The organism is Streptomyces sp. CB02058 (assembly GCF_001905505.1).
Classification (GTDB): domain Bacteria; phylum Actinomycetota; class Actinomycetes; order Streptomycetales; family Streptomycetaceae; genus Streptomyces.
In genome coordinates this window covers 55523-80587 of sequence record NZ_LIPG01000003.1, presented here as the reverse complement: position 1 = coordinate 80587, position 25065 = coordinate 55523, and the positions used below count along the sequence as shown (strand labels likewise).

The following is a 25065-nucleotide window of genomic DNA, read 5'->3' as shown; positions in this document are numbered from 1 at the left end:
GGTTGCATGGGGGCATGACCAACGCAGACCGCGCAGATCTCAGGGCCTCGGCCGATTCCGTACTTGCCCGCCTGGTCGGGGACGCCTCGGGCGCCGCCCGGCTGCGCGAGGACCAGTGGCGGGCCATCGAGGCACTCGTCGCGGACAAGCGCAGAGCGCTGGTCGTCCAGCGGACGGGGTGGGGGAAGTCCGCGGTCTACTTCGTCGCGACCTCGCTGCTGCGCGCCCGGGGAAGCGGACCGACGGTGATCGTCTCGCCGCTGCTGGCGCTGATGCGCAACCAGGTGGCGGCGGCCGCACGAGCGGGGATCAGCGCGCGCACGATCAACTCCTCGAACACCGAGGAGTGGGAGACCGTCCAGGCGGAAGTGGCCGCGGGCGAGGTGGACGTGCTCCTGGTCAGCCCCGAGCGGCTCAACAACCCGGACTTCCGTGACCAGGTGCTGCCGCGGCTCGCCGCCGCGACCGGTCTGCTCGTGGTCGACGAGGCGCACTGTATCTCGGACTGGGGCCACGATTTCCGGCCGGACTACCGAAGGCTGCGGACCATGCTCGCCGACCTGCCGGCGGGGGTTCCGGTGCTCGCCACGACGGCCACCGCCAACGCGCGCGTGACGGCGGACGTCGCGGAGCAACTGGGCACGGGTGCGGGCACGGACGCGCTGGTCCTGAGGGGCCCGCTGGACCGGGAGAGCCTCAGTCTGGGTGTGCTGCAACTGCCCAATGCCGCGCACCGCCTGGCCTGGCTGGGCGACCATCTCGGGGAGCTGCCGGGCTCCGGCATCATCTACACGCTCACCGTCGCGGCGGCCGAGGAGATCACCGCCTATCTCCGCCAGTGCGGGTATCCGGTCGCGTCGTACACGGGCCGGACCGAGAACGCCGACCGTCAGCAGGCGGAGGACGATCTGCTGGCCAACCGGGTCAAGGCCCTCGTGGCCACTTCAGCGCTCGGCATGGGGTTCGACAAGCCCGATCTCGGCTTCGTCGTGCACCTGGGTTCGCCGTCCTCCCCCATCGCCTACTACCAGCAGGTCGGCCGCGCGGGGCGTGGAGTGGATCACGCGGAGGTGCTGCTGCTCCCGGGCAAGGAGGACGAGGCGATCTGGCAGTACTTCGCCTCCGTCGCCTTCCCTCCGGAGGAGCAGGTGCGCCGGACCTTGGACGTCCTGGCGCAGGCCGGCCGTCCCCTGTCGCTGCCCGCCATGGAGCCGCTGGTCGATCTGCGGCGCACCCGTCTCGAGACGATGCTCAAGGTGCTGGACGTGGACGGTGCGGTGAAGCGGGTGAAGGGCGGCTGGATCTCCACGGGCGAGCCGTGGGTCTACGACGCCGATCGCTACGCGTGGGTCGCACGGCAGCGGTCGGCCGAACAGCAGGCCATGCGCGACTACGCCTCCGGCACCGGCTGCCGCATGGAGTTCCTCCGGCGCCAGCTGGACGACGAGGAGGCCACCGCGTGCGGGCGCTGCGACAACTGCGCGGGCCCGCGGTTCGACGACAAGGTCTCCACCGCGGCTCTCGACGGGGCGCGTGGCGAGCTGGGCAGGCCCGGGGTGGAGGTGGAGCCGCGCAAGATGTGGCCCACCGGACTGGCCGCCGTGGGGGTCGAGCTCAAGGGCCGCATCCCGGCGGGCGAGTTGGCCCATCCCGGCCGGGCGCTCGGCCGGCTCTCGGACATCGGCTGGGGCAACAGACTCCGTCCGCTCCTCGCGGCGCAGGCTCAGGACGCCCCGGTTCCCGATGATGTGACCGACGCTGTCGTCACAGTCGTCAGCGACTGGGCGAAGGGGCCCGGCGGCTGGGCGTCAGGCGCCCCGGACGCGGCCCCGCGGCCGGTCGGTGTCGTCACGGTCGCCTCGCGCCGCAGGCCGCAGCTGGTCCAGTCGCTCGGCAGCCGTATCGCGGAGATCGGCCGGATGCCCCTGCTGGGTACGGTCGCCTACGCGCCGGGGAGCGAGGACCTGCGGATCTCCCAGACCAACAGCGCGCAGCGGGTGAAGGCGCTGCACGAGGCCCTGGTCGTCGAGCCCGCCCTGGCGGAGGCTCTCGCGTCCGCCGGAGGTCCCGTCCTGCTCGTGGATGATCTCTCCGACACCGGGTGGACACTCGCGGTCGCGGCGCGTCTGCTGCGCCGTGCCGGAGCCGAAGGGGTGTTTCCGCTGGTCCTCGCCGTTCAGGCGTGACAGTTGGCATCGTCCGGCGCTGAACGGGCAGGGATATCCGTACCATTCCGCCCCATACCCGTCAGCCGCACCAATTGCTCGTTGCCGCCCGCCGGTACGACAGGAAGAATTGGAGTCGCTCCCCGCACGGTCTTTTCGCGGGCCCGGAAGGGCTGTGCCGCGGCGCGCCCTCACTCGACCCTGCCCGCATCGTGGGCGCGTAGCGAAGGGAGGACCGTGACCTTCGGATTCGCTCCGTCCGCAGCCACTTCACTGTCCGCGTCCGCGGGCTCCGTCAACCACGTTGCCAGGATGCTCGAACCGGCCGAGTGGGCTGCGGCCGGCATACCGCTGCTCCGCAGTCCGCGTGAGGTCGTCAGCGGACTCCACGCCCGGCACCGGCCGACGCCCGCCACCGCGGTCGTCGCCGTACTGGATCACGAGGAGCGCCTGACGGCCAGCGCTTCGTTCACCAGACGGACCACCCTGGCCACGGACGGCTGGGAGTTCCGCAACGCCCTGCTGGCGCATCTGCGCCGGGTGATCCCGCACGACCTGCGCCGCCGCACGCCGGTGCGTACGGCCGTCCTGCTCTACTGCCGCGAGGGCGACGAGCGGTGGACGGAGGAGGACGGGGCGTGGATGTGGGGGCTGCGGGACGCCTGCACCCTGCACGGCCTCCGGTGCGGGGCCTACATCACCCTGACGCGCGGGGGCTGGCAGGTCCTCGGCGAGGGCCGGGGCGGGCGCAGACCGACGCTGTCGTCCAGACCCTCGGCGCTGGCCGACACCTCGGCCGACCATGATCCGGTTCCGCTGCGCACCGGTGGCGGAGCGGCCGAGGCACTGCGTCGGAGCGCTGCCCGCTGAGACGGACGTGGGCCCCGGACGTCCTCATGGACGGGCGGGACCCACGGGCGTGCGACTCAGACGCCGGCGCCGAGCGCCTCGTTGACCTTCTGCGGGTCCCCGCACACGATCAGCAGCGCGCCGGCGCGCTGCCGCGCGTCGGACAGGGCGCGGGCCGAGGTCTCGTCAAGGTTGCCGTTGACCGCGACGACGACCACGGAACGCGGGGCGCAGCGGTCGGCGTTCGCCGTGCGGGCGAAGAAGACGTCGTCACCGGCGTCGTGCTGGGCCCAGTACGCGGCCTCTCCGAAGGAGAGTTCGTGCGCGGCCCAGGGGTGCTGCTCGCCGGTGGTGAGCACCAGGATGTCACCGGGTGCCCGCCCGGAATCGAGCAGCAGGTCGACGGCCTCGTCGGCGGCGTCGACCGCGCCTTCCGCCGGGGCGGGGATCAGCTGGAACTGTGCCGCGGAAGAGTCTTCCGGCAGCTTCCGGGCGGCCGGTACCCCGGCCGCGGCCGGTGCCGGAGCAGCGGGAACCGGGGGTGCGGGATGCGGGCGCTGCGCCGGGGGCGCGGGCCGCGCGGGGCCGCGGCCCGGGCTTCCGGGACGCGGCGTGGCCGCGGAACGCGGACCAGGTACGGGACGGGGGGTCGGCGCGGTGCGGCCGGCGGCCGGAGTAACGCGGGGACCCTGGGCGCTCTCGGGAATCTGAGGCTCCTCGGGGATGAGAGGCATGAATGGGTTGTCTGTCACGGCCGGCGCGGTACGCGTCGGCGGATGGGTGCGCCTGTGCGATCAGAAGTCGAAGCCGAGCTGGCCCCCGCTTTCCAGTGCGGCCGCCTCGGCGGAGAATCGGACCTTCTTCAGGTGCTGCCACCTGGGCAGCGCGTCGAGGTAGGACCAGCTGAGGCGGTGGTGGGGCGTGGGCCCCTGGTCCTCCAGCGCGGCCCGGTGAACCGGTGACGGATAACCCGCGTTCGCGCCGAAGGCGAAGTCTGCGTACTGCCCCGTGTCCGCGCCCAGTTCGGCCATCATCGTGTCGCGGTGGACCTTGGCTATGACCGAGGCCGCCGCGACGGCGATGCAGGACTGGTCGCCCTTGATCACCGTACGGACGTTCCAGGGCTGCCCGAGGTAGTCGTGCTTGCCGTCGAGGATCACGGCGTCGGGGCACACGGGCAGTGCCTCCAGCGCCCTGACCGCGGCCAGGCGGAGCGCGGCGGTCATGCCGAGGTCGTCGATCTCCAGCGGCGAGGCGTGCCCCAGCCCGTAGGCGGTGACCCACTTCTCGAGCAGCGGGGCGAGTTCCGCCCGGCGCTTGGGGCTGATCAGCTTGGAGTCGGTGAGGCCCTCGGGAGGTCTGCGGAGACCGGTGACGGCCGCGCACACGGTGACGGGGCCGGCCCACGCTCCGCGTCCGACCTCGTCGACACCTGCGACGGTCCTGGCACCGGAGGTAGCGCGCAGTGAGCGCTCGACGGTGTGCGTGGGTGGTTCGTACGGCATGGCGCCTGCCAGGTTACGCCGATGGGCACGGCAAGAACACCCCGGGGGCACCGTCCGGTGATCCGGTACGGACTACGCCGCACAAGGGGCCCGCCGGACCGGTCTCCGGCGGGCGGGACGGGAGCGGCGGACACGGAGGGACTCGCCCCAGGACCGGCCGGACGTCCCCCGCGGTCCCGCCGCCCAGTGATTCACACCCGCACATTCAGGAAAGGTGACTCACCAGGAAGGTATCGCCACCCAGAAGAGGTCAGATACACCTCTCGACGCCCCGCCGCATCGCATTCGTGAACCGGGTTCGGACGCTCACCCCGCCCCCCGGACACGGCACCCGGACGACCTGGGAGGCGCCGGGCCCGTGTCCCGGGCGCGCTCCCGTCAACGCCTGGCACGCGGCCAGGTGTTCGGAGTGTCGAGCCGTGCGCCGAGACCGGCCGACGGTCCGGGACGGCTCAGTAGGGGTCGTAGGAGTCCTCCTCCTCGTACCCGTCCCGCTCGTCGGCTTCCCTGCCCACGCCGTAGCACTCGCTCCCGTGATCCTCCAGGGGGTGCTTCTCCAGGAGGTCCCGGGCCCGCTCCTCGCCCCAACTGGTCGCGTACCACGGAGTGTCCGGCGTGGCGGCGTCGCGCCGGAAGTTCTCCAGCGCACAGGAGCGCAGAGGCTCCGGCAGCTCGTTCAGGGCCGGCACCGCGTCCGCCGAGAGCCCCTTCAGGTACTGGATGTCGATGGTCCTGTCGCTCTCGTACCGCTGGACGTTCTGTTCGGCGATCTGCCCGTCGGGCGAGATCAGTCCGAACGCCAGCACACCGACTGCAGCGCTCACGGCGACGGCTCGCGGCAGCATCCTCGCGCCGAAGACGCCGGCCGCGAGGATGAGGACGAGGACCACCCCGAGCCAGAGCTCCACGGCCGCCACCGAGATGCGCAGCCGGGTCAGCCCGAAGGCGTCGACGTAGAGGTCCATGCGGCGCAGCGCGGAGGCGACGACCACCAGCGTGAGTACGCACAGGGTGCCGAGCACGCTCCGCACCAGCGTGCGGTCGCGGTGACCGCCGCGCGGAGCCCAGCGCAGGGCGAGGGCGATGACGAGCAGCGTCAGCACGGTGGCCCAGAGGAGCTGCCAGAAGCCCTGGCGGGCGTACGCGGCGGGCGTCAGCCCCGTCTCCTCCTGCACCTTGTCGTACCCACCGAGGAGGACGACGAGCTGAAGCGCGATGAAGGCCGCGAAGAGCAGGTTGAGCACGATCAGCGGAAGTGCCCATTCCACGCGGCCTCTGGCCTTGCCGGGGCGTACGACGATGCGGTCCCACCGCACCGGCGCGGCGGCGCTGTAGGCCGCGGCGAGAGCTCCGACGAGGCCGAGCGCGAAGAGGAAGACGCGCCACGGGCTGTCGCCGACCGAGACATCGGGGCTGAGGCTGCTCAGCAGATCGGCGAAGGCCGCGTCCGCGCTGGCGAACAGCGCTCCGAACACGATGAGCAGCACGAGGGCCACCACCGAGGTGCGCACCACGGTGCGCACCCTGCCCCGGGAGTCGTCCGCCCGGTCGCGCACCCCGCGCCATCCCCAGCGCACCCCTCCCGCGACCGAGGGGAACAGCCCCACCGATCCGAGCAGGACGCCCGGCCAGCTGCGGCTGCCGTGCAGGGCAAGCGAGCCGAGAGCGAGGGCCGACACCACCGCGAGGAAGACCGGCCAGCCCGCGTCACGGAGCGCGGGGACCGCGAGCAGCCCGAGGCCGCCCAGCGCCCAGACCATCGTCCAGGGGCGCAGCCTGCGCCCTGCCTCGCGTGCGGCGAAGTACGCCCCCACGGCGGCGGGCACGGCCACGATCAGCAGGTTGATCCCCAGGCCGTCACCGAGCAGGAGCCCGCTGAGCAGGGCCGTGGCGAGGACGGACCAGAGCGTCGCCGCCCCGATCCCGGACGGGGGCGGGGGACGCAGCCGGGCCAGCACGCTCGGCGGCTGCTGCTGCCCCCGGCGCTGCCAGACGTCCCCCGAAGGCGGCCCTTGGAGGTAAGCGGGGACCTTCGGCACGTCCACGTCCAGGTCCGGGTTCCGCGGCGACGCGGGCGTTGCGGGCATCTGCTGCGGCACGCTTGCCGCCTTCGCCCGACGGGTGCCCTCGGAGGCGGCCCCGCTCTCCGCCTTGACCCCGCGGGTGCCCTCGGAGGCGGCACCGCTCTGCGGCTGCACCCCACGCGTGCTCCCGGAGGCCGCATCGCTCCCCGCCGGCGGCTTCGCGGCCGCGTCGGACCCTGGTGACGCCTCCGGTCTGCTGGACGCCTCGGACGGCTGACTGGACGCCTCGGACGGCTGATCTGACATGGACCCCTCCCCCCACCGGGGTCCGCTCGCACGGCCACTTCACGGCACGAGGGCCCCGGTGTTTCCGGTCGCGCGCCATCAAGATCAATGAGGGCGGCGTGGCGGAAAGAGTAAGTCCCGACCCGGCTCTCCGAGCGGTCAGGGCCTGCCCTGTGGCAGGACCGTGACAGTAGACATGACAAGGGGTGCCCCGGGCGGCGCCCCGAAGCCGACGCTGCGGCACCAGGCCCCACGGGGTCCGCCGGCAGGCCCCGACGGGTCCGTCAGCGGCTCGCCCGAGTGAGCGGGACCCAGCCGGGCAGCTCTTCCGTCCGGTCCAGCCAGTCGGACGGAGGGGCACCGGCCGCGCCCCCCGAGGCGACGACGCCGCCGACGATGGCGCACGTGGTGTCCACGTCGCCGCCCGCCTGCGCAGTCACCCAGAACGCCTCTTCGAAGTCGCCGAGACTCCGCGCCGCCGACCAGAGCGCGAACGGCACGGTGTCGTGAGCGCTCGTCCGGCGGCCGTTGCCCAGCACCGCCGCGACCGTCCCCGCGTCCCGGTAGTCCAGCATGTCGCGCGCCCGGCGCAGGCCGGCTCCGACCGCGCTGCGCGGGACGAGCGCGACGACGCCGTCGAGCAGCCCAGCCGGCGTGGGCGGCCCTCCCGGCGCGGCCACGAGAGCGGCGGCCGCGGCGACGGCCATGGCGCCCACGACGGCCTCGCGGTGCTGGTGGGTGGTGTAGGAGGAGATCTCGGCCTGATGGGTGGCCTGCTCGGGGTCGTCCGCGTACCAGGCGCCGAGCGGCGCGATACGCATCGCCGAGCCGTTGCCCCAGGAGCCCTGGCCCTGGAAGAGCGCCGACGCGAGCTCGCGCCAGTCGCCGCCCTCCCTCACGAGCCTGAGCAGCCGGTTCACCGCGGGCCCGTAGCCCCGGTCGAAGTCGTGATGCGTGGCGAAGGACCGGGCGAGCGCGTCCTGGTCGACGCGCTCGTGCTCGGTCAGCACGGCGAGCACGGAGCAGGCCATCTCGGTGTCGTCGGTCCACTGCCAGGCGCCGGGTGGCAGGGCCCGGTTCTTGAGCAGGGGGTAGTTGGCCGGGACGAAGAACTGGGAGCCGAGGGCATCTCCCACGGACAGTCCACGCAGGCTGGCCAGAGCGCGTTCGAAGCGCCGGTCGGAAGCGGAGTCAGCGGTCATCGCACTCCCACTCTATCCGGTGATGCCGTACGGCTCAGGGGTCCGCCACCGTTCGAAGGGCCTGTCGAGCGTGTAGCGGCCGTTCTCACCCAGCAGCAGCGTCCTGGATTCGCCGTTGCCCGGGTTGGACAGCGATTCGAACTCCGCCACCGACCAGTGGAACCACCGCATGCAGAAGAGCCTCATGGTCAGCCCGTGGGTGACCAGCAGGACGTTCGGCGGGTGGTCGGGGGCCTCGAAGCTGCGGTGGAGGCTCTCCAGGAAGGCGTCGACCCGGTCGTAGACGTCCGCCCCGGACTCGCCCTGGGCGAAGCGGTAGAAGAAGTGGCCGTACGCGTCCCGGTAGGCCTTCTGCAGCCTGACGTCGTCACGGTCCTGCCAGTTGCCCCAGTCCTGCTCGCGCAGCCGGGGCTCCTCCCTCACACGTACGCGCTCCAGGTCGAGGCCGAAGGCCCGGAACGTCTCGTGGGTGCGCCGGTAGGGCGAGATGTACACGCTGACCCGCTCGTCCCCGAACCGGTCGCGCAGGAGGGCGCCCGTCTCCCGCGCCTGGTGCAGGCCCCTCCCGGTGAGCCTCAGGGCGTGGTCGGGCTCGCGTTCGTAGACCGTGTCGTCGACGTTGCCCTCCGACTCACCGTGCCGGACGAGAACGATGCGCTGCGGTCGTGCCATGTACCGACCCTAGAGGGCGTTCGGCACGATCGAGCGGTTGTGCGGGCCCCATCGGGCGTATGTGACCAAGGGAACGGCGGTGCAGGGGCGCGTCGGCGGGGAGAACGGACGTCCGCAAGCCGGGGCGCACCGTCCACGAGGGAAGAGCCCTCGGGAAGCCGGGGCAGCACCGTCCACGACGGAACGGCGGTCGCGAAGCCGGTCAGACCGTCCAGGACGGTTCCAGCTGCACCACGTCCCCCGTGAGCTCCTCGACGTCGCTCTCGGCCTCCGCCCGCGCAGCGAGCCGGGCGATGCTCTCGGGCCGGTACTTACCGCGCTCCGCGCTCGACTGCCACATCGAGAGCACCAGGAACTCGTGGCCCGGCGCCTCCCCGAAGACGCCGCGCAGCATCCCGGGGGATCCCGCCATGGCCGGGTTCCACACCCTCTGCTGCATGAGCGCGAAATGGTCGACGCGGTCCTCGTACACCCGGCTGTGCGCCACCCGCACCACGTCCGCGTCGGTGAAGTGGGGCTCGAAGCCGGTCTTCACGTCGAAGCGGTACTCGAAGAGCTTGACCTGCATGTCCTTGTACGTGCCGGACTGCTCGGCGGCCAGCCGGCCGTGTTCCCGGGCCATGAAGGAGTCGTAGAAGACCCGGTTCTCCCAGAACGCGAACACGTGGGCCACGTCGGGCCGCCCCCGGCTCCACCCACCGCTCTGTCCCCGGAATCCGGGCTCGCCGAGCAGCCCCGCCCACTTCCGCTGCCCCCGCTCGAAACCGCGGCGGTCCACCACGGTGCAGCGAATCCACTTGACCAGCACCGCGCCATCGTACGGCGCCCGGCGTGGCGCGGGTCACGCTCCGGGGGTTCCGGCCGCCGCCGGTGCCCCCGGTTCGCGGGGTCCCGCCGTGCGATGGCCCGAATCCGCCGTCCGATTCCAACGCGGTTGGATTCACGGACAGTTACGGACATGATCTGAGGGTGGAAGCGGTCCGTCGGCCCAGCAGCGAGGAGGCACGTCCGGTGAGCACTCCCAACAAGGACATCGAGAAGGTCGAAGTGAGGGTCAAATGGGACCCCAGCGCCTTCGGTGAACCCGCCAACGACCTCGACATCATCGCGGCCACGTACGGGGCGGACGCGCCCTACGGCAGTCCCGCCTACCTCGTGCACTTCGACAGCAGGTCCCCGGACGGCACGATCACCCTGAACCGGGACAGCCGGACGGGCCAGGGCTTCGGCTTCGACGAGGTCATGACGCTCGAACTGGACCGGCTTTCGGACGCGTACGCCAGGGTCGTGGTCGGCGTCGCGATCCAGCAGCGCGACGGCCATAAGACCTTCGGCGAGATAGAGCACACGGCCGTGCAGATCAGCGAGGGCTACACCAGTCTGGCTGAGGACGACTTCTCGCGGGTGGCGTCCGCGACCGCCGCGGTCGTCGCGGAATTCGTGCGGGACGCCTCGGGGGCCTGGGGCTTCCGTGCCGCCGTCCGGGGGTTCGAGGGCGATCCCGGTTCGTTCGCCGCGACGATGGGAAGCCGCTCGGACTGACACCGGGCGTCGCGCCGCTCCGCCACAACCGCGCGGCAGAACCCTCCGGAGACCGCGCCCAGCGCCCACGCGAAAGGGGACCGGCCACAGGCCGGTCCCCTTTCGTCAGCTGCTGGTCAGCCACCTGCGCGGATCACGTCGGACATGGCGTCCGGCGCCGTTCCGCCCGGTGTCAGCTGCAACCGCTGGTCGAGCCGCAGCCCTCGCAGATGTAGCAGGAACCTGCCCGCTGCATCTTCGTACCGCACGAGAAGCAGAGCGGGGCGTCCGCGCTGATGCCGAGCTGCATCTCGACCAGTTCGGCCGAGGTGTGCGCGGCCCTGGGGGCCGGCTTCTCCGCGGCGCTCTCCTCGGGCGACGCGACCGCCTTGAGCGGCTCGACGTGCACGGGAGCGGACTGCGCCAGGCTCTCCATGTCGTCGTCGCCGAAGGCGGGCTCGTACGAACCGGTGTCGAGGTGGCGCTGACGCTCCTCGGCCGAGTGGATGCCGAGCGCCGAACGCGTCTCGAAGGGCAGGAAGTCGAGAGCCAGGCGGCGGAAGATGTAGTCGACGATCGACTGCGCCATCCGCACGTCCGGGTCGTCCGTCATGCCGGCCGGCTCGAAGCGCATGTTGGTGAACTTGGAGACGTAGGTCTCCAGCGGCACGCCGTACTGCAGGCCGACCGAGACCGCGATCGAGAAGGCATCCATCATGCCCGCGAGGGTGGAGCCCTGCTTGGACATCTTCAGGAAGACCTCGCCGAGACCGTCGTCCGGGTAGGAGTTGGCGGTCATGTAACCCTCGGCGCCGCCCACCGTGAACGAGGTGGTGATGCCGGGACGGCCCTTGGGCAGGCGCTTGCGGACCGGACGGTACTCGACGACCTTCTCGACGGCCGTACGAATGGTGTCCTCGGCCTTGGCGGTGACCGCCTCCTTCTCCTTCTCCTTGGTCTTGGCGGAGAGGGGCTGGCCCACCTTGCAGTTGTCGCGGTAGATCGCGAGCGCCTTGACGCCCATCTTCCACGCCTCGAAGTAAACCTCCTCGACGTCCTCGACGGTGGCCGTCTCCGGCAGGTTCACCGTCTTGGAGAGCGCGCCGGAGATCCACGGCTGGATCGCCGCCATCATCCGCACGTGGCCCATGGCCGAGATGGAACGCTCGCCCATCGCGCAGTCGAAGACCTCGTAGTGCTCGATCTTGAGGCCGGGGGCGTCGATCACGTTGCCGTGGTCGGCGATGTGGGCGACGATCGCCTCGATCTGCTCCGGCTGGTAGCCGAGGCGGCGCAGCGCCTGCGGGACCGTGCCGTTGACGATCTGCATCGAGCCGCCGCCGACGAGCTTCTTGAACTTGACCAGGGCGAGGTCGGGCTCGAGACCGGTGGTGTCGCAGGACATCGCGAGACCGATGGTGCCGGTGGGGGCGATGACCGAGGCCTGCGCGTTGCGGAAGCCGTTCTTCGCGCCGAGGCGGAGCACGTCCTGCCAGGCCTCCGTGGCGGCGGCCCAGATCGGCGAGTCCAGGTCGTCCACGTGGACGGCCACGGCGTTGGCGTCGGAGTGCTGCTTCATGACGCGCTGGTGCGGCTCGGCGTTGCGGGCGTAGCCGTCGTACGCGCCGACGACCGCGGCCAGCTCGGCGGAGCGGCGGTAGGACGTGCCGGTCATCAGCGAGGTGATGGCTCCGGCGAGCGCGCGGCCGCCGTCGCTGTCGTACGCGTGGCCGGTCGCCATCAGGAGGGCGCCGAGGTTGGCGTAACCGATGCCCAGCTGACGGTAGGCGCGGGTGTTCTCGCCGATCTTCTGGGTCGGGAAGTCCGCGAAGCAGATCGAGATGTCCATCGCGGTGATGACCAGCTCGACGACCTTGGCGAAGCGCTCGGACTCGAAGGACTGGTGGCCCTCGCCGTCGTCCTTGAGGAACTTCATCAGGTTCAGCGAGGCCAGGTTGCACGAGGTGTTGTCCAGGTGCATGTACTCGCTGCAGGGGTTCGAGCCGTTGATGCGGCCGGACTCCGGGCAGGTGTGCCAGTGGTTGATCGTGTCGTCGTACTGGATGCCCGGGTCGGCACAGGCCCAGGCGGCCTCCGCCATCTTGCGGAAGAGGGACTTCGCCTCCACCTCTTCGATGACGTCACCGGTCATCCGGGCGCGCAGGCCGAACTTCCCGCCGGACTCGACGGCCTTCATGAACTCGTCGTTCACGCGGACCGAGTTGTTGGCGTTCTGGTACTGGACGGACGTGATGTCGTCGCCGCCCAGGTCCATGTCGAAGCCCGCGTCACGCAGGGCGCGGATCTTCTCCTCCTCCTTCACCTTGGTCTCGATGAAGTTCTCGATGTCGGGGTGATCGACGTCGAGGATGACCATCTTGGCCGCGCGGCGGGTGGCGCCACCGGACTTGATCGTCCCCGCGGAGGCGTCGGCACCGCGCATGAAGGAGACCGGACCCGAGGCGTTGCCGCCGGAGGAGAGCAGTTCCTTGGAGGAGCGGATGCGGGAGAGGTTCAGGCCGGCGCCGGAGCCGCCCTTGAAGATCATCCCCTCTTCCTTGTACCAGTCGAGGATGGACTCCATGGAGTCGTCGACGGCCAGGATGAAGCAGGCCGAGACCTGCTGCGGCTGGGGTGTTCCGACGTTGAACCAGACCGGCGAGTTGAAGCTGAAGATCTGGTGCAGGAGGGCGTAGGCCAGCTCGTGCTCGAAGATCTCGGCGTCGGCGGGGGACGAGAAGTAGCTGTAGTCCTCGCCGGCCTTCCGGTAGGTCTTCACGATCCGGTCGATCAGCTGCCGCAGGCCGGTCTCCCGCTGCGGCGTGCCGACGGCACCCCGGAAGTACTTGCTGGTGACGATGTTGACCGCGTTCACCGACCAGAAGTCGGGGAACTCGACGCCACGCTGCTCGAAGTTGATCGAGCCGTCGCGCCAGTTGGTCATGACGACGTCACGGCGCTCCCACGCGACCTCGTCGTACGGGTGCACGCCGGGGGTCGTGTGGATGCGCTCGATGCGCAGGCCCTGCTTGGTCGCAGTCGACTTGGCTCCCTTGGTGCGGGAACCTCGTGCCGGGCCGCTCGCCGTCTCTGTCATGCCGCCTCCCATATGTGGGCAAAAACGCCCTGAAGTGCCCAGTTCTTCCCAGGGCACAGTCTGTGTCTGATGCTCCGGACGCCGCGCACAGCGCCCCGGAGCAGGTCTGGTGCCGCCCGCCGCCGGCTCTCCCGCCCTGCCGGCCGGCCTTGGTGATCAATCAGCGGCGACAGCGGCGGGCGCGGGAGCCTCGAGGGGCTCGCCGTTCCCGCATTGCTCTGCCCGGGGCCGCTGTTCGCGCAGCTCCCCGATGGCTGTCTCGAAGTCTTCGAGCGAGTTGAACGCCCGGTACACGGAGGCGAAGCGCAGGTACGCGACGAGGTCGAGCTCCTGCAGGGGGCCGAGTATGGCCAGGCCCACGTCGTGGGTCGTCAGCTCGGCACTGCCGGTGGCCCGCACCGCCTCCTCGACCCGCTGGCCGAGCTTCGCGAGCGCGTCCTCGGTGACCGGCCGCCCCTGGCACGCCTTGCGGACACCCGAGATGACCTTGGTGCGGCTGAAGGGTTCGGTCACGCCGCTGCGCTTGACCACCATCAGCGAGCAGGTCTCCACCGTCGTGAAGCGACGGGAGCAGTCGGGGCACTGGCGGCGCCGTCGGATCGACGTCCCGTCGTCCGTCGTGCGGCTGTCCACGACCCGGCTGTCGGGGTGCCTGCAGAAGGGGCAGTGCATGGCTCCAACCCTCCTTCACGGCACGTCTGATTCAGCCCTCGACGGCCCGCTCCCGGGCCCTTGAGGACAGCCACAAGCATAGGCGATGAACTCGGCCCTCTGAGACCGGGGACCACTACTTGTGGGTTGCGTCAGCAATCCAACCACTACATCTAGGGTTTCGCCCCACTCATGCCCCCGCGCGTGTCGCGCCCGGCCGAAGACCGGGAGGCAGCCTACGGCCCGGCACGAGGGTACGGGAAACGCGCGGCCCCCGGGTCCGCGGGCCCGCCCGCCCGGCGGTCCTGCGCGACATCTCGCGCCCGCCCGGGGCGACACCTCCGCGACACCCCGGGCGGACCCACCCCCGCGCACGGGAACGGGCCGGTGGAGCGCTAGCGTGGACCCCCGGAACGATGGTCTCCAGTGGGCCCGCCGCATCAGCTCATACACCTCGCAGCAACCACGCGACAGCCCTTTATTTGTTTTTCACTCGAACGTGTGTTTGGCGCAACCTTTCGAAAGCTACTACCGTTGCCTAACTAGGGAGACCATTCGAGAGGGGCCGCCGACGTGACCACCACCGCAGACAGTGCCACCATCACTGCCCAGGACCACCGCTCCCAGAGCCGACTTGAGCCGGTGCATGCCATGAATGACTCAGTCATGAACGCGGAGGGCCCAGAGCCCGCGCGACCCGCGCGCTCCTTGCCCGGCCGCCCCCCAGGAATCCGGGCGGACAGCTCGGGGCTCACGGACCGGCAGCGGCGCGTCATCGAGGTGATCCGGGACTCCGTCCAGCGGCGTGGCTATCCCCCGTCGATGCGCGAGATCGGCCAGGCGGTGGGACTGTCCAGCACCTCGTCGGTCGCCCACCAGCTGATGGCCCTGGAGCGCAAGGGCTTCCTGCGCCGCGACCCGCACCGGCCGCGTGCCTACGAGGTGCGGGGCTCGGACCAGCCCAGCACCCAGCCGACCGACACCACGGGGAAGCCCGCCGCTTCCTATGTGCCGCTCGTCGGCCGGATCGCCGCCGGTGGGCCGATCCTCGCCGAGGAGTCCGTCGAGGACGTCTTCCCGCTCCCCCGCCAGCTCGTCGGTGACGGCGAGCTCTTCGTGCTGAAGGTCGTCGGCGACTCGATGATCGAGGCCGCGATCATGGACGGCGACTGGGTCACCGTCCGGCGCCAGCCCGTCGCGGAGAACGGCGACATCGTCGCGGCCATGCTGGACGGCGAGGCCACGGTGAAGCGCTTCAAGCGCGAGGACGGCCATGTGTGGCTGCTCCCGCACAACTCCGCCTACCAGCCGATTCCCGGTGACGAGGCCACGATCCTGGGCAAGGTCGTGGCGGTGCTGCGGCGCGTGTGAAAACTCCGCCGGTCCGGACTGGGCCCCGGGACCTCTGCGCCGGTTCCGGGGCCCTGCCATGCCCGCCGCCACTGCGTGAGCGGCCCCTGAGAGGGCGTTCTCAGGGGCGCCTGCGGTTCTGATCCGCCTCCGCGTCTACGGGGCCGCCTTGGCCGCCGCGTCGATCGCCGCCAGCGAGCGTCGCGCCTGATTGCGGTCCGTGGTGTACCAGAAGTCGGGCAGTGAGGCCCGGAGGTAGCTCCCGTACCGGGCGTTGGCCAGCCGGGGGTCGAGCACCGCGACCACGCCCTTGTCTCCCATGGCACGGACGAGCCGGCCGGCCCCCTGCGCCATCAGCAGCGCCGCATGGGTCGCCGCCACCGCCATGAAGCCGTTGCCGCCCGCTTCCTCGACCGCCTTCTGGCGCGCGCTCATCAGCGGGTCGTCCGGCCTCGGGAACGGAATACGGTCCATGATCACGAGCTGGCAGCTCGGACCGGGGACATCGACGCCCTGCCAGAGCGACAGCGTCCCGAAGAGACAGGTCTCGGGATCCGCGGCGAAGTTCTTGATCAGCTCTCCGAGGGTCTCCTCGCCCTGGAGCAGAATCGGCTTGTCCTGCCGGCCGCGCAGCTCCTCCGCGGCGGCCTGGGCCGCCCGCATGGAGGAGAAGAGCCCCAGGGTGCGGCCACCGGCCGCGTCCACCAGTTCGGCGAGCTCGTCGAGCATGTCGGTGCGGGATCCCTCCCGGCCGGGCGTGGCCAGGTGCCGGGCGACGTACAGGATGCCCTGCTTCGGGTAGTCGAACGGCGATCCGACGTCGAGGCCCTTCCACTGCGGAGTGTCGTCACCCGCCGTGCCCTCGGGCGCGAGCCCCAGCGACGCCCCCACGCCGTTGAAGTCGCCCCCCAGCTTGAGGGTGGCCGAGGTCAGGACCACCGAGCGCTCGGCGAACAGCTTCTCGCGCAGCAGCCCGGACACGGAGAGCGGCGCCACCCGCACGGACGCGCCGAAGCGGTCGTGGCGCTCGTACCAGACGACGTCGTACTCGGAGCCCTGGGTGATGCGCTCCGCCACGCTGTGGATCGACTCGACCGACGCCATGGCCTGCTTGCGCACCGCGTCCTCGTCCTGGACGGACTTGTCGCGGGTGCCGCCGAGGGCGGAGATCACCGTACGCGCGGCGTCACGCAGGGCCATCAGGGCGTAGCCCAGGTCCTCTGGCACCTCCTCCAGGCGTCCGGGGAGCGCCAGCTCCATGACCCGTTCGAACCCCTCCGAAGCGGTCAGCAGGGCGTCGGCCGCCTTCTCGTTGACCAGCTTGGCCGCACGGCGCACCGCGCGGTTCACCTGGCCGGGTGTGAGCTCCCCGGTGGCCACACCGGTGACCCGCGAGACCAGCTCGTGCGCCTCGTCGACGATGAGCACCTCGTGCTTGGGGAGCACCGGGGCGCCCTCGATCGCGTCGATCGCGAGCAGGGCGTGGTTGGTGACGACGACATCGGCGAGCTTGGCCCGCTCGCGTGCCGTCTCCGCGAAGCACTCGGCGCCGTACGCGCACTTCGACGCGCCCAGGCACTCGCGGGAGGAGACGGAGACCTGCGCCCACGCCCGGTCCGAGACACCGGGCGTCAGGTCGTCCCGGTCGCCCGTCTCCGTGTCGTCCGACCAGTCGCGCAGGCGCAGCAGGTCCTGGCCCAGCTTGCTGGACGGCGCCGCCGCCTCGAACTGGTCGAAGAGCCCCTCCTCCTCGTCCTGCGGGACCCCCTCGTGGAGCCGGTGCAGGCAGAGGTAGTTCGACCGGCCCTTGAGCATCGCGAACTGGGGACGGCGGCGCAGCAGCGGGTGCAGCGCGTCGACCGTGCGCGGAAGGTCCCGCTCCACCAGCTGGCGCTGGAGGGCGAGCGTGGCCGTGGCCACCACGACCCGCTCGCCGTGGGCCAGCGCCGGCACCAGGTAGCCGAGGGACTTCCCGGTGCCGGTGCCGGCCTGGACGAGCAGGTGGGCGTTGTCGTCGACGGCCTCGGCGACGGCCTCGGCCATGGACACCTGGCCGGGCCGCTCCGTACCGCCGACAGCGGTGACGGCGGCGTGGAGGAGGTCGGGGAGAGATGGCTTCGTCATAGCCCGTCCACCCTACGGCGCACCACTGACATCAGTGTTCCCTCCCGGACTCACACGGAAGGGTGGAGCGGATTGGGAACCCTGCCGTGCACGGCGGCGTGCGGGCGCTCCGGCCGGTCGCGGTAGCCGTCCAGATGCAGACGGTTGCGGTTCAGGCAGAGGCGCTCGATCGTCGGCGTCAGCATGTCGAAGATCTCGAACCGTTCCTTGAGCTCGGGGAAGCGGGCGTGATGGCGCAGGATCTCGGCACGGACGAGTGACCAGAATTCACCCTCCGGGACGCCTAGTTGCTCCTCGCAGAGCGGGGACAGATAGCGGAAGACGCCCACGAAGAGCCCGGAGTGGATGAACTGGGTGAGGAAGGCGGGGTCCTCCGTGAGCAGGATGGCCCGCACGTCCTCCGGCATCGTGTCGTGCTCGGGCACCGGCCGGCCGCTGACGTTCACGTCGTCGACGAAGTCCTTGATCGCGAGGCGCACGGGCACGTCGTTCTCGTCGAAGACCACGATGGCGTTCTCTCCGTGCGGGGAGAACACGGTGCCGTAGCGGTAGAGGAAGTGCAGGAGCGGCGGCAGCAGGGCGGCGAAGAGACGGGCCAGCCAGACGGCCGGGGTCAGTCCGGAGCGGGCGACGAGTTCGGCGGTGAACGAGCGGCCGTCGGGGTCGGTGTGCAGCAGCGCGGCGAGCGTACGGGCGCGTTCCCCGGGGGCGAGCCGTGGCTGGAGGGGCTCCCGCCAGATCGCTCCGAGGATCTCCTTGAACTGGTACGGCGTCTCGGGGAGGTGGTCGTAGAGCGGGTGCTCGACGGTCACCGAGGCGACCTCTCCCAGCAGGATGACGCCGCACGTGTCGCGGAGGAACGGGTCGCCGTCGCACAGGCCCTGGACCCAGGCGGTGACGGCCGGGGCCGCGAGGGTGCGTTCGGTCGGCAGGCCGCGCCAGACGAGGGTGTTGAGGATCGACAGCGGCAGCTTGACCGTGTGCCGGTCGGGCCGGTCGACGTTCGTGAACGTACGGATGGACTGCTGGGGCAGCCGGAGGTCGTCGTCGGTGTGCAGGGGCACGATGTCCCCGTCGGCGATGGCGGGGGCGAAGAGGGGAACGATCCACTCGTCCCACTGCCAGGGGTGCACGGGGAGGAAGAGGTAGTCCTCGGGGGCCAGGCCCCGGTCGCGCAGGACCGCGTCGAAGGACTCCCGGACGTGCGGGTCCAGCTCCCGGTCGTACAGGTCCTCGGGGGCGGCGAGCCGGCTCACGCCCCGGTAGCCGGCTATGCGTGTGCTGACGGCGATCCAGGGCAGTGCGGTGGGGGTGCGCGCCTCGGGGGTGAAGCGGGCGGCGTCGGTGGCGGAGAACCCGAGACGGCCCTTGTTCGCAACCAGCCAGGGATGCCCGGTCTGGTGGCCTTCGAGCTCCGCGTACGGGAGTTCGGCGAGCTGCGGCGCGCGGAGCGCGTGGTGGTCCAGCCGGGCGTCGGCCGTGAGCGTGGCGGTGAGCTCACGGATGAGGTGGCCGAGGGTGGCGCCGTCGAGACCGAGGAGCCGGCGGCCCCGGGCGAGGAAACGCAGCGGATCGCGGAAGGGGGTGCCGTCGTCCGGGCCGGCCGTCGCCGTCTCGGTGATCGACCCGGGGTCGACGCGCCAGCTGCCGTAGACGCCTCGCCGGGCGTGGAAGCTCAGGATTGCGCCGTCGTCGAGCGGCAGGGTGTAGGTGCCGGTTCGCCCCGCGCCGCCGTCCGTCCGGGGCACCGGTTCGACGACTTCCTCGTAGGCGAACTCACCGAGCATCTTCGCGAGGAGTCCGGCCGCGACCCGGTCCCAGACGGTCCGGTTGAGTTCTGGCGTCTCGAGCGGCGTATGACGCTCCGCCGGGTGATGGCTCGCAGGATATGTCGGCACGGGGACTCCTCCGGGTGGGACCGATGGGGTTCGAGCGGGCGGTGTGGTTCGGCGAGTTGTTCACAGGTGGTCACGGTGGGCTCGGTCGCGGATCATCAGGGCGGCTCGCTTGTCGGGGAGTTCCACTTCCGCGCAGAAGCGGAAACCGGCGCTCAGGAAGGCCGAGACCGACGGGGTGTTGCGCAGGTCCGGCTCCGCGACGACGCGGGCGCAGAGCGGGCGGTTGTCGAGGACGAGGTCGGCGACGGCCCGGAGCAGCACGGAGCCGATGCCGCGGCCCCGGTTTCCCACTCCGCCGATGAGGAGGTGGATGCCGGTGTCGTGGGGCCTGGCCGGGTAGTGGCGGGCCAGTGGGTCCAGATCCGCCCGGTAGATCTCCCAGTAGCTCATCGGCGTCCCGCCGAGCACTCCGAGGCAGGGGATGCTGCGGCCGTCCCCTTCGAGCTGTGCCCGGAGGTGGTCGGCAGTGACCGATTCGGGTCCCGCGAGCTCCCAGAAGGCGGCGACGGCCGGGTCGTTCATCCAGCGGCTGATCACGGCCAGATCGCGTTCGAGCTCCACCGGGACCAGCTGGAAGGGCCCCGCCGGTGTCGTGACGGGGTTCCACGCGCCGGGGCTCCCCACGAGGGCCGAGGCGTCGGCCGGGCCGCCGGCCGTCCGGCGGTCGTCGCCGAGCAGGGCGAGGAGCTCCTCGGTGAGCCGCAGCTCCAGGGTGTCCTCGGTGCCCATGGCGTCCGCCGGGGCGGCGTCGTCGGCTCCGGCCTCGGTGTGCGCATCGGCCTGGTGCACCGTGGCGCTCTCCTCTCGTCGTTCAGGCGGTCATATCCCTCAGCTGCGGAGGGGGTTGGCGATGGTGACGTACACGGACTGGGTGTCGACCGGGCCGACCAGTTCGTCGAGGCCGTGGAGCCGGGTCAGCAGGTTGGCCTTGCAGCGCAGTTGGGGGGTCCCGAGGAGATACTCGGGCAGCGGGGAGCCCAGCGCCACAGCACCTTCGAGGAACCGGCGGAGCGCGGCGAGGAGCAGTTGCTCGTCGGCGAGGCCCTGGGAGCCGAAGGCCCCGATGAGTCCGAAGACGTTGTTGATGCCGAGGTAGTAGGCGAACCGCTCGTCGGTGACGGCGTCGGAGACGAAGGTGTCGCTGACGGAGCCGATACCCGGGAGGCGCTGTTCGAGCGCGGACCGGTGGGACTCGCGGAAGTAGTAGCCCTGGTTGTCGCGGTACCTGCCGCCGACGGGCCAGCCGTCCGCGTCGAGGAGGACGAGCGTGTTCTGCTGGTGGGCCTCCAGGGCGACGCCCGCGTGGGCGTCGAGCCAGAGGACGGGCAGGACCACGCGGTCGAGGTAGCGCAGGAACCACTCGGCGCACACGGCTCCGGTCGTCCTGCCCGTACGGGCGGCGAGCGCGTGGACGGTGTCGGCGAGCCGGGAGTGCGTGCCTGTCCTGCCGGGCCAGGGCCGGGGGGTGGTGAGCCCGGCGATGCACACCGCGTCGTCGGCCGGGCCGAAGGGGTTGTGGCGGAGCATCACGTCGAGCCCGGGGACGGGGCTGCCGTCCGTCCCGTCGACGGCGAGCCAGGCGGGGTCGCGCACGATGTCGAATCCGGGGTGCTCACGCTGCCACCGCTCGGCGAGTCCGGTGCGCAGCAGGCGGTGGACCTCGGCGCCGCGGTGGAGCTCCTTGCGGAGGTTCTCCCGGCGGGAGTTGGTGATGCGTACGCCCAGGGAGAGCTTCAGCATGAGGTCGGAGCCGGGCCGGTGCACCGTACGCACGGAGGAGGTGGGGTGCCAGCGTTCCCCGTACGGGCCGAGGTCGTGCAGGAGGCCCTTCTCCACGAGTGCCACGACCTCGGGGCGGCGCAGGACCTCGGCCGCCTGCCAGGGGTGGAGCGGGAGGGCCGCGGTGCCCTCGGGGAGGCTCAGTCCCTCGGTGTGGGGGGCGAGGAGTGCTTCCGCGGGGACCGGGCGGCCGGCCTTGGTCCAGGAGGACTCCGTGGCCAGCACGGAACGGTCCACCGCCATCCAGTGGAGCGGGAAGGAACCGCGCAACTCGGGTGAGTAGAGCAGTGCTTCGGTCTCCGAGAGGCCCTCGCGGCTCTTGGGCGTGGGGTGCAGGGGGTGGCCGAGGACCAGGGACTGTTCGGCGGTGAGGAAGAGGTCGGCCTCGGAGGGCGCGGTGGGCGTCCGGCGCCGGGCCGCGATGAAGGCGGCCGTGTGCCGGACGGAGTCCGCCACCCTGGCGACCATGTCGGCTCCGGCGCTCCGCCCGCTCTCGCGGCCCAGGAGTGCCGCCACGGTGACGGCGTCGGCGCCCGGAGCGCCCGCGGGCGCGTTCTCCAGGACGGGCGTGCCGAAGCGGTGCCAGCCGGTCGCGGACCAGTGGGCGACAGGGACGAGCAGGGCGGTGCCGCTCGCGGGGAGCGGGATGCGCAGGGTGCTTCCCTGCGGCCGGGGCAGGTCGTTCTCCCGGGTCCAGCAGCGCAGGAGGTTCTCCGTGCCGGCCGAATCGGCGGCCCTCAGCGGGTCCGGGTGGTCCAGCGGGTCCTGCTCGGCGGGGCCGGGCCGGTGGGCCTGGTGGCCGCTGTCGGGGTGGTCCGCTCCGGGGCGCGGGGTGTCGTACGGGCCGGCCTTCTGGCGCGGCACGGTCGTCGACTCCACGGCGAGGGTGCCGTCCGGCAGGTCCTGTCCTCGCTGCTGGCTGGTGAGGGGGCCGTCGGCCTCGGGCGCAGGGGTGGGGTTCACGGCGGTCTTCCTTGTGAGAGGTCCGGGATCAGCGGGTCGGCCCGGCAGCGGCACGGCGGTGCGGAGAGCGCTCGGCCGCTCTCAGCGCGTCGGCGAGGCGGTCGACGACCGCGGTCGCCTGTTCGTCGGTGAGGGTGAGGGGAGGGAGCAGCCGGACAACGGCGTTGTGGCGTCCGCCGAGTTCGACGATGAGACCACGGCGCAGGCATTCCTGCTGGACGGCCGCGGCGAGGGCGGGGTCCGGGGGCGGGGCGGAACCGTTCTCGGTGGTGACGTCGAGCGGCTCGGCCTCGGGGTCGACGAGTTCGATGCCGATCATCAGCCCTCGGCCCCGGACGTCGCCGATGCTCGGGTGGTCCGCGCTGAGCGCCTGGAGCCGGGCGAGCATGCGCCCGCCGAGCGTGCCCGCGCGTTCGGCGAGGCGGTTCTCCCGTACGTACGCGAGGGTCGCGGCACCGGCCGCCATGGCCAGCTGATTGCCCCGGAAGGTGCCCGCGTGGGCCCCCGGTTGCCAGAGGTCGAGTTCGGAGCGGTAGACGATCACCGCGAGGGGCAGCGAGCCACCGATGGCTTTCGAGAGCACCATCACGTCGGGGACGATACCGCTGTGTTCGACCGCCCAGAAGGTGCCGGTCCTGCCGACTCCGGTCTGCACCTCGTCCGCGATCAGGGCGATGGAGCGCTCGCGGGTGATCTCCCGCATCCGGCGCAGCCAGCTGTCCGGGGCCGGGTTCACTCCGCCCTCGCCCTGGACGGGCTCCACGATCATCGCGGCGGGGGCGGGCACACCGCCCTTGGGGTCGTCCAGGAGGTGCTCGGTCCAGCGCGCGGCGATGTCCGCGCCCCGCTCGCCGCCGGCGCCGAACGGGCAGCGGTAGTTGCGCGGGAAGGGCAGCCTCGTCACCCGGACGTCCTGGGCGCCGCCCGACGCGGCCAGCGCACCCTCGGTCATGCCGTGGTAGGCGCCGGTGAAGGCGAGGATTCCACTGCGCCCGCCGGCGCGGACCAGCTTGAACGCCGCCTCGACGGCGTCCGTCCCGGCCGGACCGCAGAACTGGATGCGTGCGTTGTCGGCGAGTTCCCTCGGAAGGGTGGCGAACAGCTCGGTGGTGAAGGCGTCCTTGACGGGGGTCGCGAGGTCGAGGACGTGCAGCGGAGCCCCGGAGTCGATGACCTTCCTGATGGCCTCCAGCACCACGGGGTGGTTGTGGCCGAGCGCCAGCGTGCCCGCCCCCGAGAGGCAGTCGAGATAACGCCGCCCGTCGGCGCCCTCGATGGTCATGCCGCGCGCGCGTACCGGCACGATCGGCAGGGAGCGTGCGTAGGTGCGGGCCGCCGACTCCCGTTGGGCCTGCCGCCGCAGAATTCCCTCGTGCACAGCGGGAAGTGCCACCGGAGCTGGTTCGGTCACGGCCACGGCTGTCGGTCCTCCTGCATAACAGTTGCGTTGCACATCGGTACGTCTCCCGAGAGCACGAACGCGCGGTTGAACGCTGTCCTGGTGTCCCCCGTACGTACCAACGACGTGGAAGGCGGGAGATCACGGGTAAATCGGAAGATCCTTGCGCGCGCGGAACCGTGGCCCTGCCGCGCGCCGTCCCTCACGGCACCGGCATAGTGGGTGCCGCACCCGGGACGGGGGCCGCCGCTCCGACGTCCCCGGGGCCTGCCGCGGTCCGGCGAGGACGGCGCCGCTCGCCCCAAGTCCTCGGTGCAGTACCGAAGTCAGTGACGAAGTCCCAGGGGGATCACCAGATGCGACCCATGCGCCCGATCGATACCGCACTCCGCGGGAGGAGCGCCAGCCGCACTCCCCGGGTGTTCGCCGCAGCCGCCCTCGCCGCTGTTCTGACGCTCACCGCCACGGCCTGCGGCCCGGAGGAGGACGGGGCGATGAGCGATCCGAGCAGCTCCGCCGGGCAGTCCGCCGACGGCAAGGTCGTCATCCCGGACGATCTCAAGGAGCGGCTCAAGGAGCACGGGATCGATCTTGAGAAGTGGCGGGACGGCGAGTGGAAGAACTGGGACAAGGACACCTGGCTGCGTGAGGCCAAGGACTACGTCAACCCGATCATCGAGGACCTCTGGAACCCGGACCGGATGCGCGAGGCGGACAAGCCCCCGGAGAACCCGGTCGACACCGACATCTCCGGTGACGAGGGCGTGACGGACCCGACGCCCGCCCCGGTCCGGGCCGTCGGCCTGAAGACGCCGTACCACGACAGCGCTGCGGCGTCCGGCAAGCTCCTCTTCGACGGGCCCGAGGGTTCGATGGTCTGCTCGGCGACCGTGGTGAAGGACCCCGCGCACCCGGGCAAGTCCAACATGGTGTGGACCGCCGGGCACTGTGTACACGCGGGCAAGGACGGCGGCTGGTACCGCAACATCGCGTTCGTCCCGTCGTACAACGACAGCGGGCTCACCACGGCCGAGCTGGAGAACGCGTCCAAGGAGCAGATCGCTCCGTACGGCGTGTGGTGGGGCCAGTGGGCGCAGACCTCCGAGCAGTGGATCGACCAGGGTGCCGCGACCGGCGGCCAGGGCGCTCCCTACGACTTCGCGGTCCTTCAGGTCGCCCCGGAGAAGGGCTCCACGGGCAAGTCCCTCGAGGAGACCGTGGGTTCGGCGCTTCCGGTCGAGTTCAACGCCCCCGCGGTGCCGGACATCGCGGACATGACGGCGACGGGCTACCCGGCCGCTCCTCCGTACGACGGCCAGAAGGCGTTCCAGTGCACGGACAAGCCGGGCCGCCTGACCGTGTTCGAGAACCAGCCGACGATGTACCGCGTCGGATGCTCGATGACCGGCGGCTCCTCCGGCGGCGGCTGGGTCGCGAAGGGGCAGGACGGTGAGCCGGCGCTCGTCTCCAACACCTCGATCGGCCCGGTGACGGCCGGCTGGCTGGCCGGTCCCCGTCTCGGCCCCGAGGCCAAGGGCGTCTACGAGGCCGTCAGCAAGAAGTACGCGGGCCAGTAGGTCC

Annotated in this window: 18 protein-coding genes; 5 read left to right on the top strand and 13 right to left on the bottom strand. The window is 71.5% G+C overall.

Features of this window, described 5'->3' with window-relative positions:
• Nucleotides 1–14: 14 nt before the first annotated feature.
• Together AMK10_RS14080 and AMK10_RS14075 are read left to right on the top strand one after the other, a co-directional pair.
• Nucleotides 15–2186: a RecQ family ATP-dependent DNA helicase gene (locus tag AMK10_RS14080; protein ID WP_073748121.1), complete on the top strand. Its 2172-nt coding sequence runs from the start codon at nucleotides 15–17 to the stop codon at nucleotides 2184–2186.
• 216 nt (nucleotides 2187–2402) lie between these two features.
• Nucleotides 2403–3035 (top strand): hypothetical protein, encoded by a 633-nt coding sequence (locus tag AMK10_RS14075; RefSeq protein ID WP_073748120.1) that lies wholly within the window; start codon nucleotides 2403–2405, stop codon nucleotides 3033–3035.
• Nucleotides 3036–3091: 56 nt separating this feature from the next.
• Here AMK10_RS14075 and AMK10_RS14070 read toward each other — a convergent pair whose 3' ends face one another.
• From AMK10_RS14070 to AMK10_RS14045, 6 genes are all read right to left on the bottom strand, one after another.
• Nucleotides 3092–3748: a hypothetical protein gene (locus AMK10_RS14070; protein WP_073748119.1), complete on the bottom strand. Its 657-nt coding sequence runs from the start codon at nucleotides 3746–3748 to the stop codon at nucleotides 3092–3094.
• 60 nt (nucleotides 3749–3808) lie between these two features.
• A complete protein-coding gene (locus tag AMK10_RS14065) occupies nucleotides 3809–4519 on the bottom strand; it encodes a ribonuclease HII (protein ID WP_073748118.1) in 711 nt (236 codons plus the stop codon).
• A gap of 452 nt (nucleotides 4520–4971) precedes the next feature.
• Nucleotides 4972–6849 carry a DUF4153 domain-containing protein gene (locus AMK10_RS14060; RefSeq protein WP_073748117.1) on the bottom strand — a complete coding sequence of 626 codons (1878 nt, stop codon included), beginning with the start codon at nucleotides 6847–6849 and terminating at the stop codon, nucleotides 4972–4974.
• Between the two features lie 263 nt (nucleotides 6850–7112).
• Nucleotides 7113–8030: an ADP-ribosylglycohydrolase family protein gene (locus AMK10_RS14055; RefSeq protein ID WP_073748116.1), complete on the bottom strand. Its 918-nt coding sequence runs from the start codon at nucleotides 8028–8030 to the stop codon at nucleotides 7113–7115.
• Between the two features lie 12 nt (nucleotides 8031–8042).
• Complete coding sequence (locus AMK10_RS14050) at nucleotides 8043–8702, bottom strand: histidine phosphatase family protein (RefSeq protein ID WP_073748115.1); 660 nt, start codon at nucleotides 8700–8702, stop codon at nucleotides 8043–8045.
• A gap of 202 nt (nucleotides 8703–8904) precedes the next feature.
• Nucleotides 8905–9510 (bottom strand): YdbC family protein, encoded by a 606-nt coding sequence (locus AMK10_RS14045; RefSeq protein WP_073748114.1) that lies wholly within the window; start codon nucleotides 9508–9510, stop codon nucleotides 8905–8907.
• 203 nt (nucleotides 9511–9713) lie between these two features.
• Between AMK10_RS14045 and AMK10_RS14040 the strand changes: the two genes are divergently transcribed.
• Entirely contained in the window at nucleotides 9714–10244 is a 531-nt protein-coding gene (locus AMK10_RS14040) for a TerD family protein (protein WP_073748113.1), read from the top strand.
• 172 nt (nucleotides 10245–10416) lie between these two features.
• Here the strand turns inward: AMK10_RS14040 and AMK10_RS14035 are convergent, their stop codons facing one another.
• A complete protein-coding gene (locus AMK10_RS14035; RefSeq protein ID WP_073748112.1) occupies nucleotides 10417–13320 on the bottom strand; it encodes a vitamin B12-dependent ribonucleotide reductase in 2904 nt (967 codons plus the stop codon).
• A 156-nt stretch (nucleotides 13321–13476) separates the two neighbouring features.
• A complete protein-coding gene (gene nrdR / locus AMK10_RS14030) occupies nucleotides 13477–13992 on the bottom strand; it encodes a transcriptional regulator NrdR (RefSeq protein ID WP_073748111.1) in 516 nt (171 codons plus the stop codon).
• A 552-nt stretch (nucleotides 13993–14544) separates the two neighbouring features.
• Between nrdR and lexA the strand changes: the two genes are divergently transcribed.
• Nucleotides 14545–15342, top strand: a complete 798-nt coding sequence (gene lexA / locus AMK10_RS14025) for a transcriptional repressor LexA (RefSeq protein ID WP_073748110.1) — start codon at nucleotides 14545–14547, stop codon at nucleotides 15340–15342.
• A 135-nt stretch (nucleotides 15343–15477) separates the two neighbouring features.
• Here the strand turns inward: lexA and AMK10_RS14020 are convergent, their stop codons facing one another.
• From AMK10_RS14020 to AMK10_RS14000, 5 genes are read right to left on the bottom strand one after another with little or no spacing between them, the layout of a single operon-like run.
• Nucleotides 15478–17445: an ATP-dependent DNA helicase gene (locus AMK10_RS14020; RefSeq protein ID WP_073748109.1), complete on the bottom strand. Its 1968-nt coding sequence runs from the start codon at nucleotides 17443–17445 to the stop codon at nucleotides 15478–15480.
• Between the two features lie 50 nt (nucleotides 17446–17495).
• On the bottom strand, nucleotides 17496–19343 hold the full coding sequence (locus tag AMK10_RS14015) for an IucA/IucC family protein (RefSeq protein WP_073748108.1): 1848 nt from the start codon (nucleotides 19341–19343) through the stop codon (nucleotides 17496–17498).
• A 60-nt stretch (nucleotides 19344–19403) separates the two neighbouring features.
• Nucleotides 19404–20132: a GNAT family N-acetyltransferase gene (locus tag AMK10_RS14010; protein WP_073748107.1), complete on the bottom strand. Its 729-nt coding sequence runs from the start codon at nucleotides 20130–20132 to the stop codon at nucleotides 19404–19406.
• Nucleotides 20133–20171: 39 nt separating this feature from the next.
• Entirely contained in the window at nucleotides 20172–22085 is a 1914-nt protein-coding gene (locus AMK10_RS14005) for an IucA/IucC family protein (RefSeq protein ID WP_073748106.1), read from the bottom strand.
• Nucleotides 22086–22113: 28 nt separating this feature from the next.
• Nucleotides 22114–23502: a diaminobutyrate--2-oxoglutarate transaminase family protein gene (locus AMK10_RS14000; RefSeq protein ID WP_073748105.1), complete on the bottom strand. Its 1389-nt coding sequence runs from the start codon at nucleotides 23500–23502 to the stop codon at nucleotides 22114–22116.
• A 347-nt stretch (nucleotides 23503–23849) separates the two neighbouring features.
• Here AMK10_RS14000 and AMK10_RS13995 point away from each other — a divergent pair, with 347 nt between their 5' ends.
• Nucleotides 23850–25061, top strand: a complete 1212-nt coding sequence (locus AMK10_RS13995; RefSeq protein WP_073748104.1) for a trypsin-like serine peptidase — start codon at nucleotides 23850–23852, stop codon at nucleotides 25059–25061.
• The last annotated feature ends 4 nt before the right edge of the window (nucleotides 25062–25065 follow it).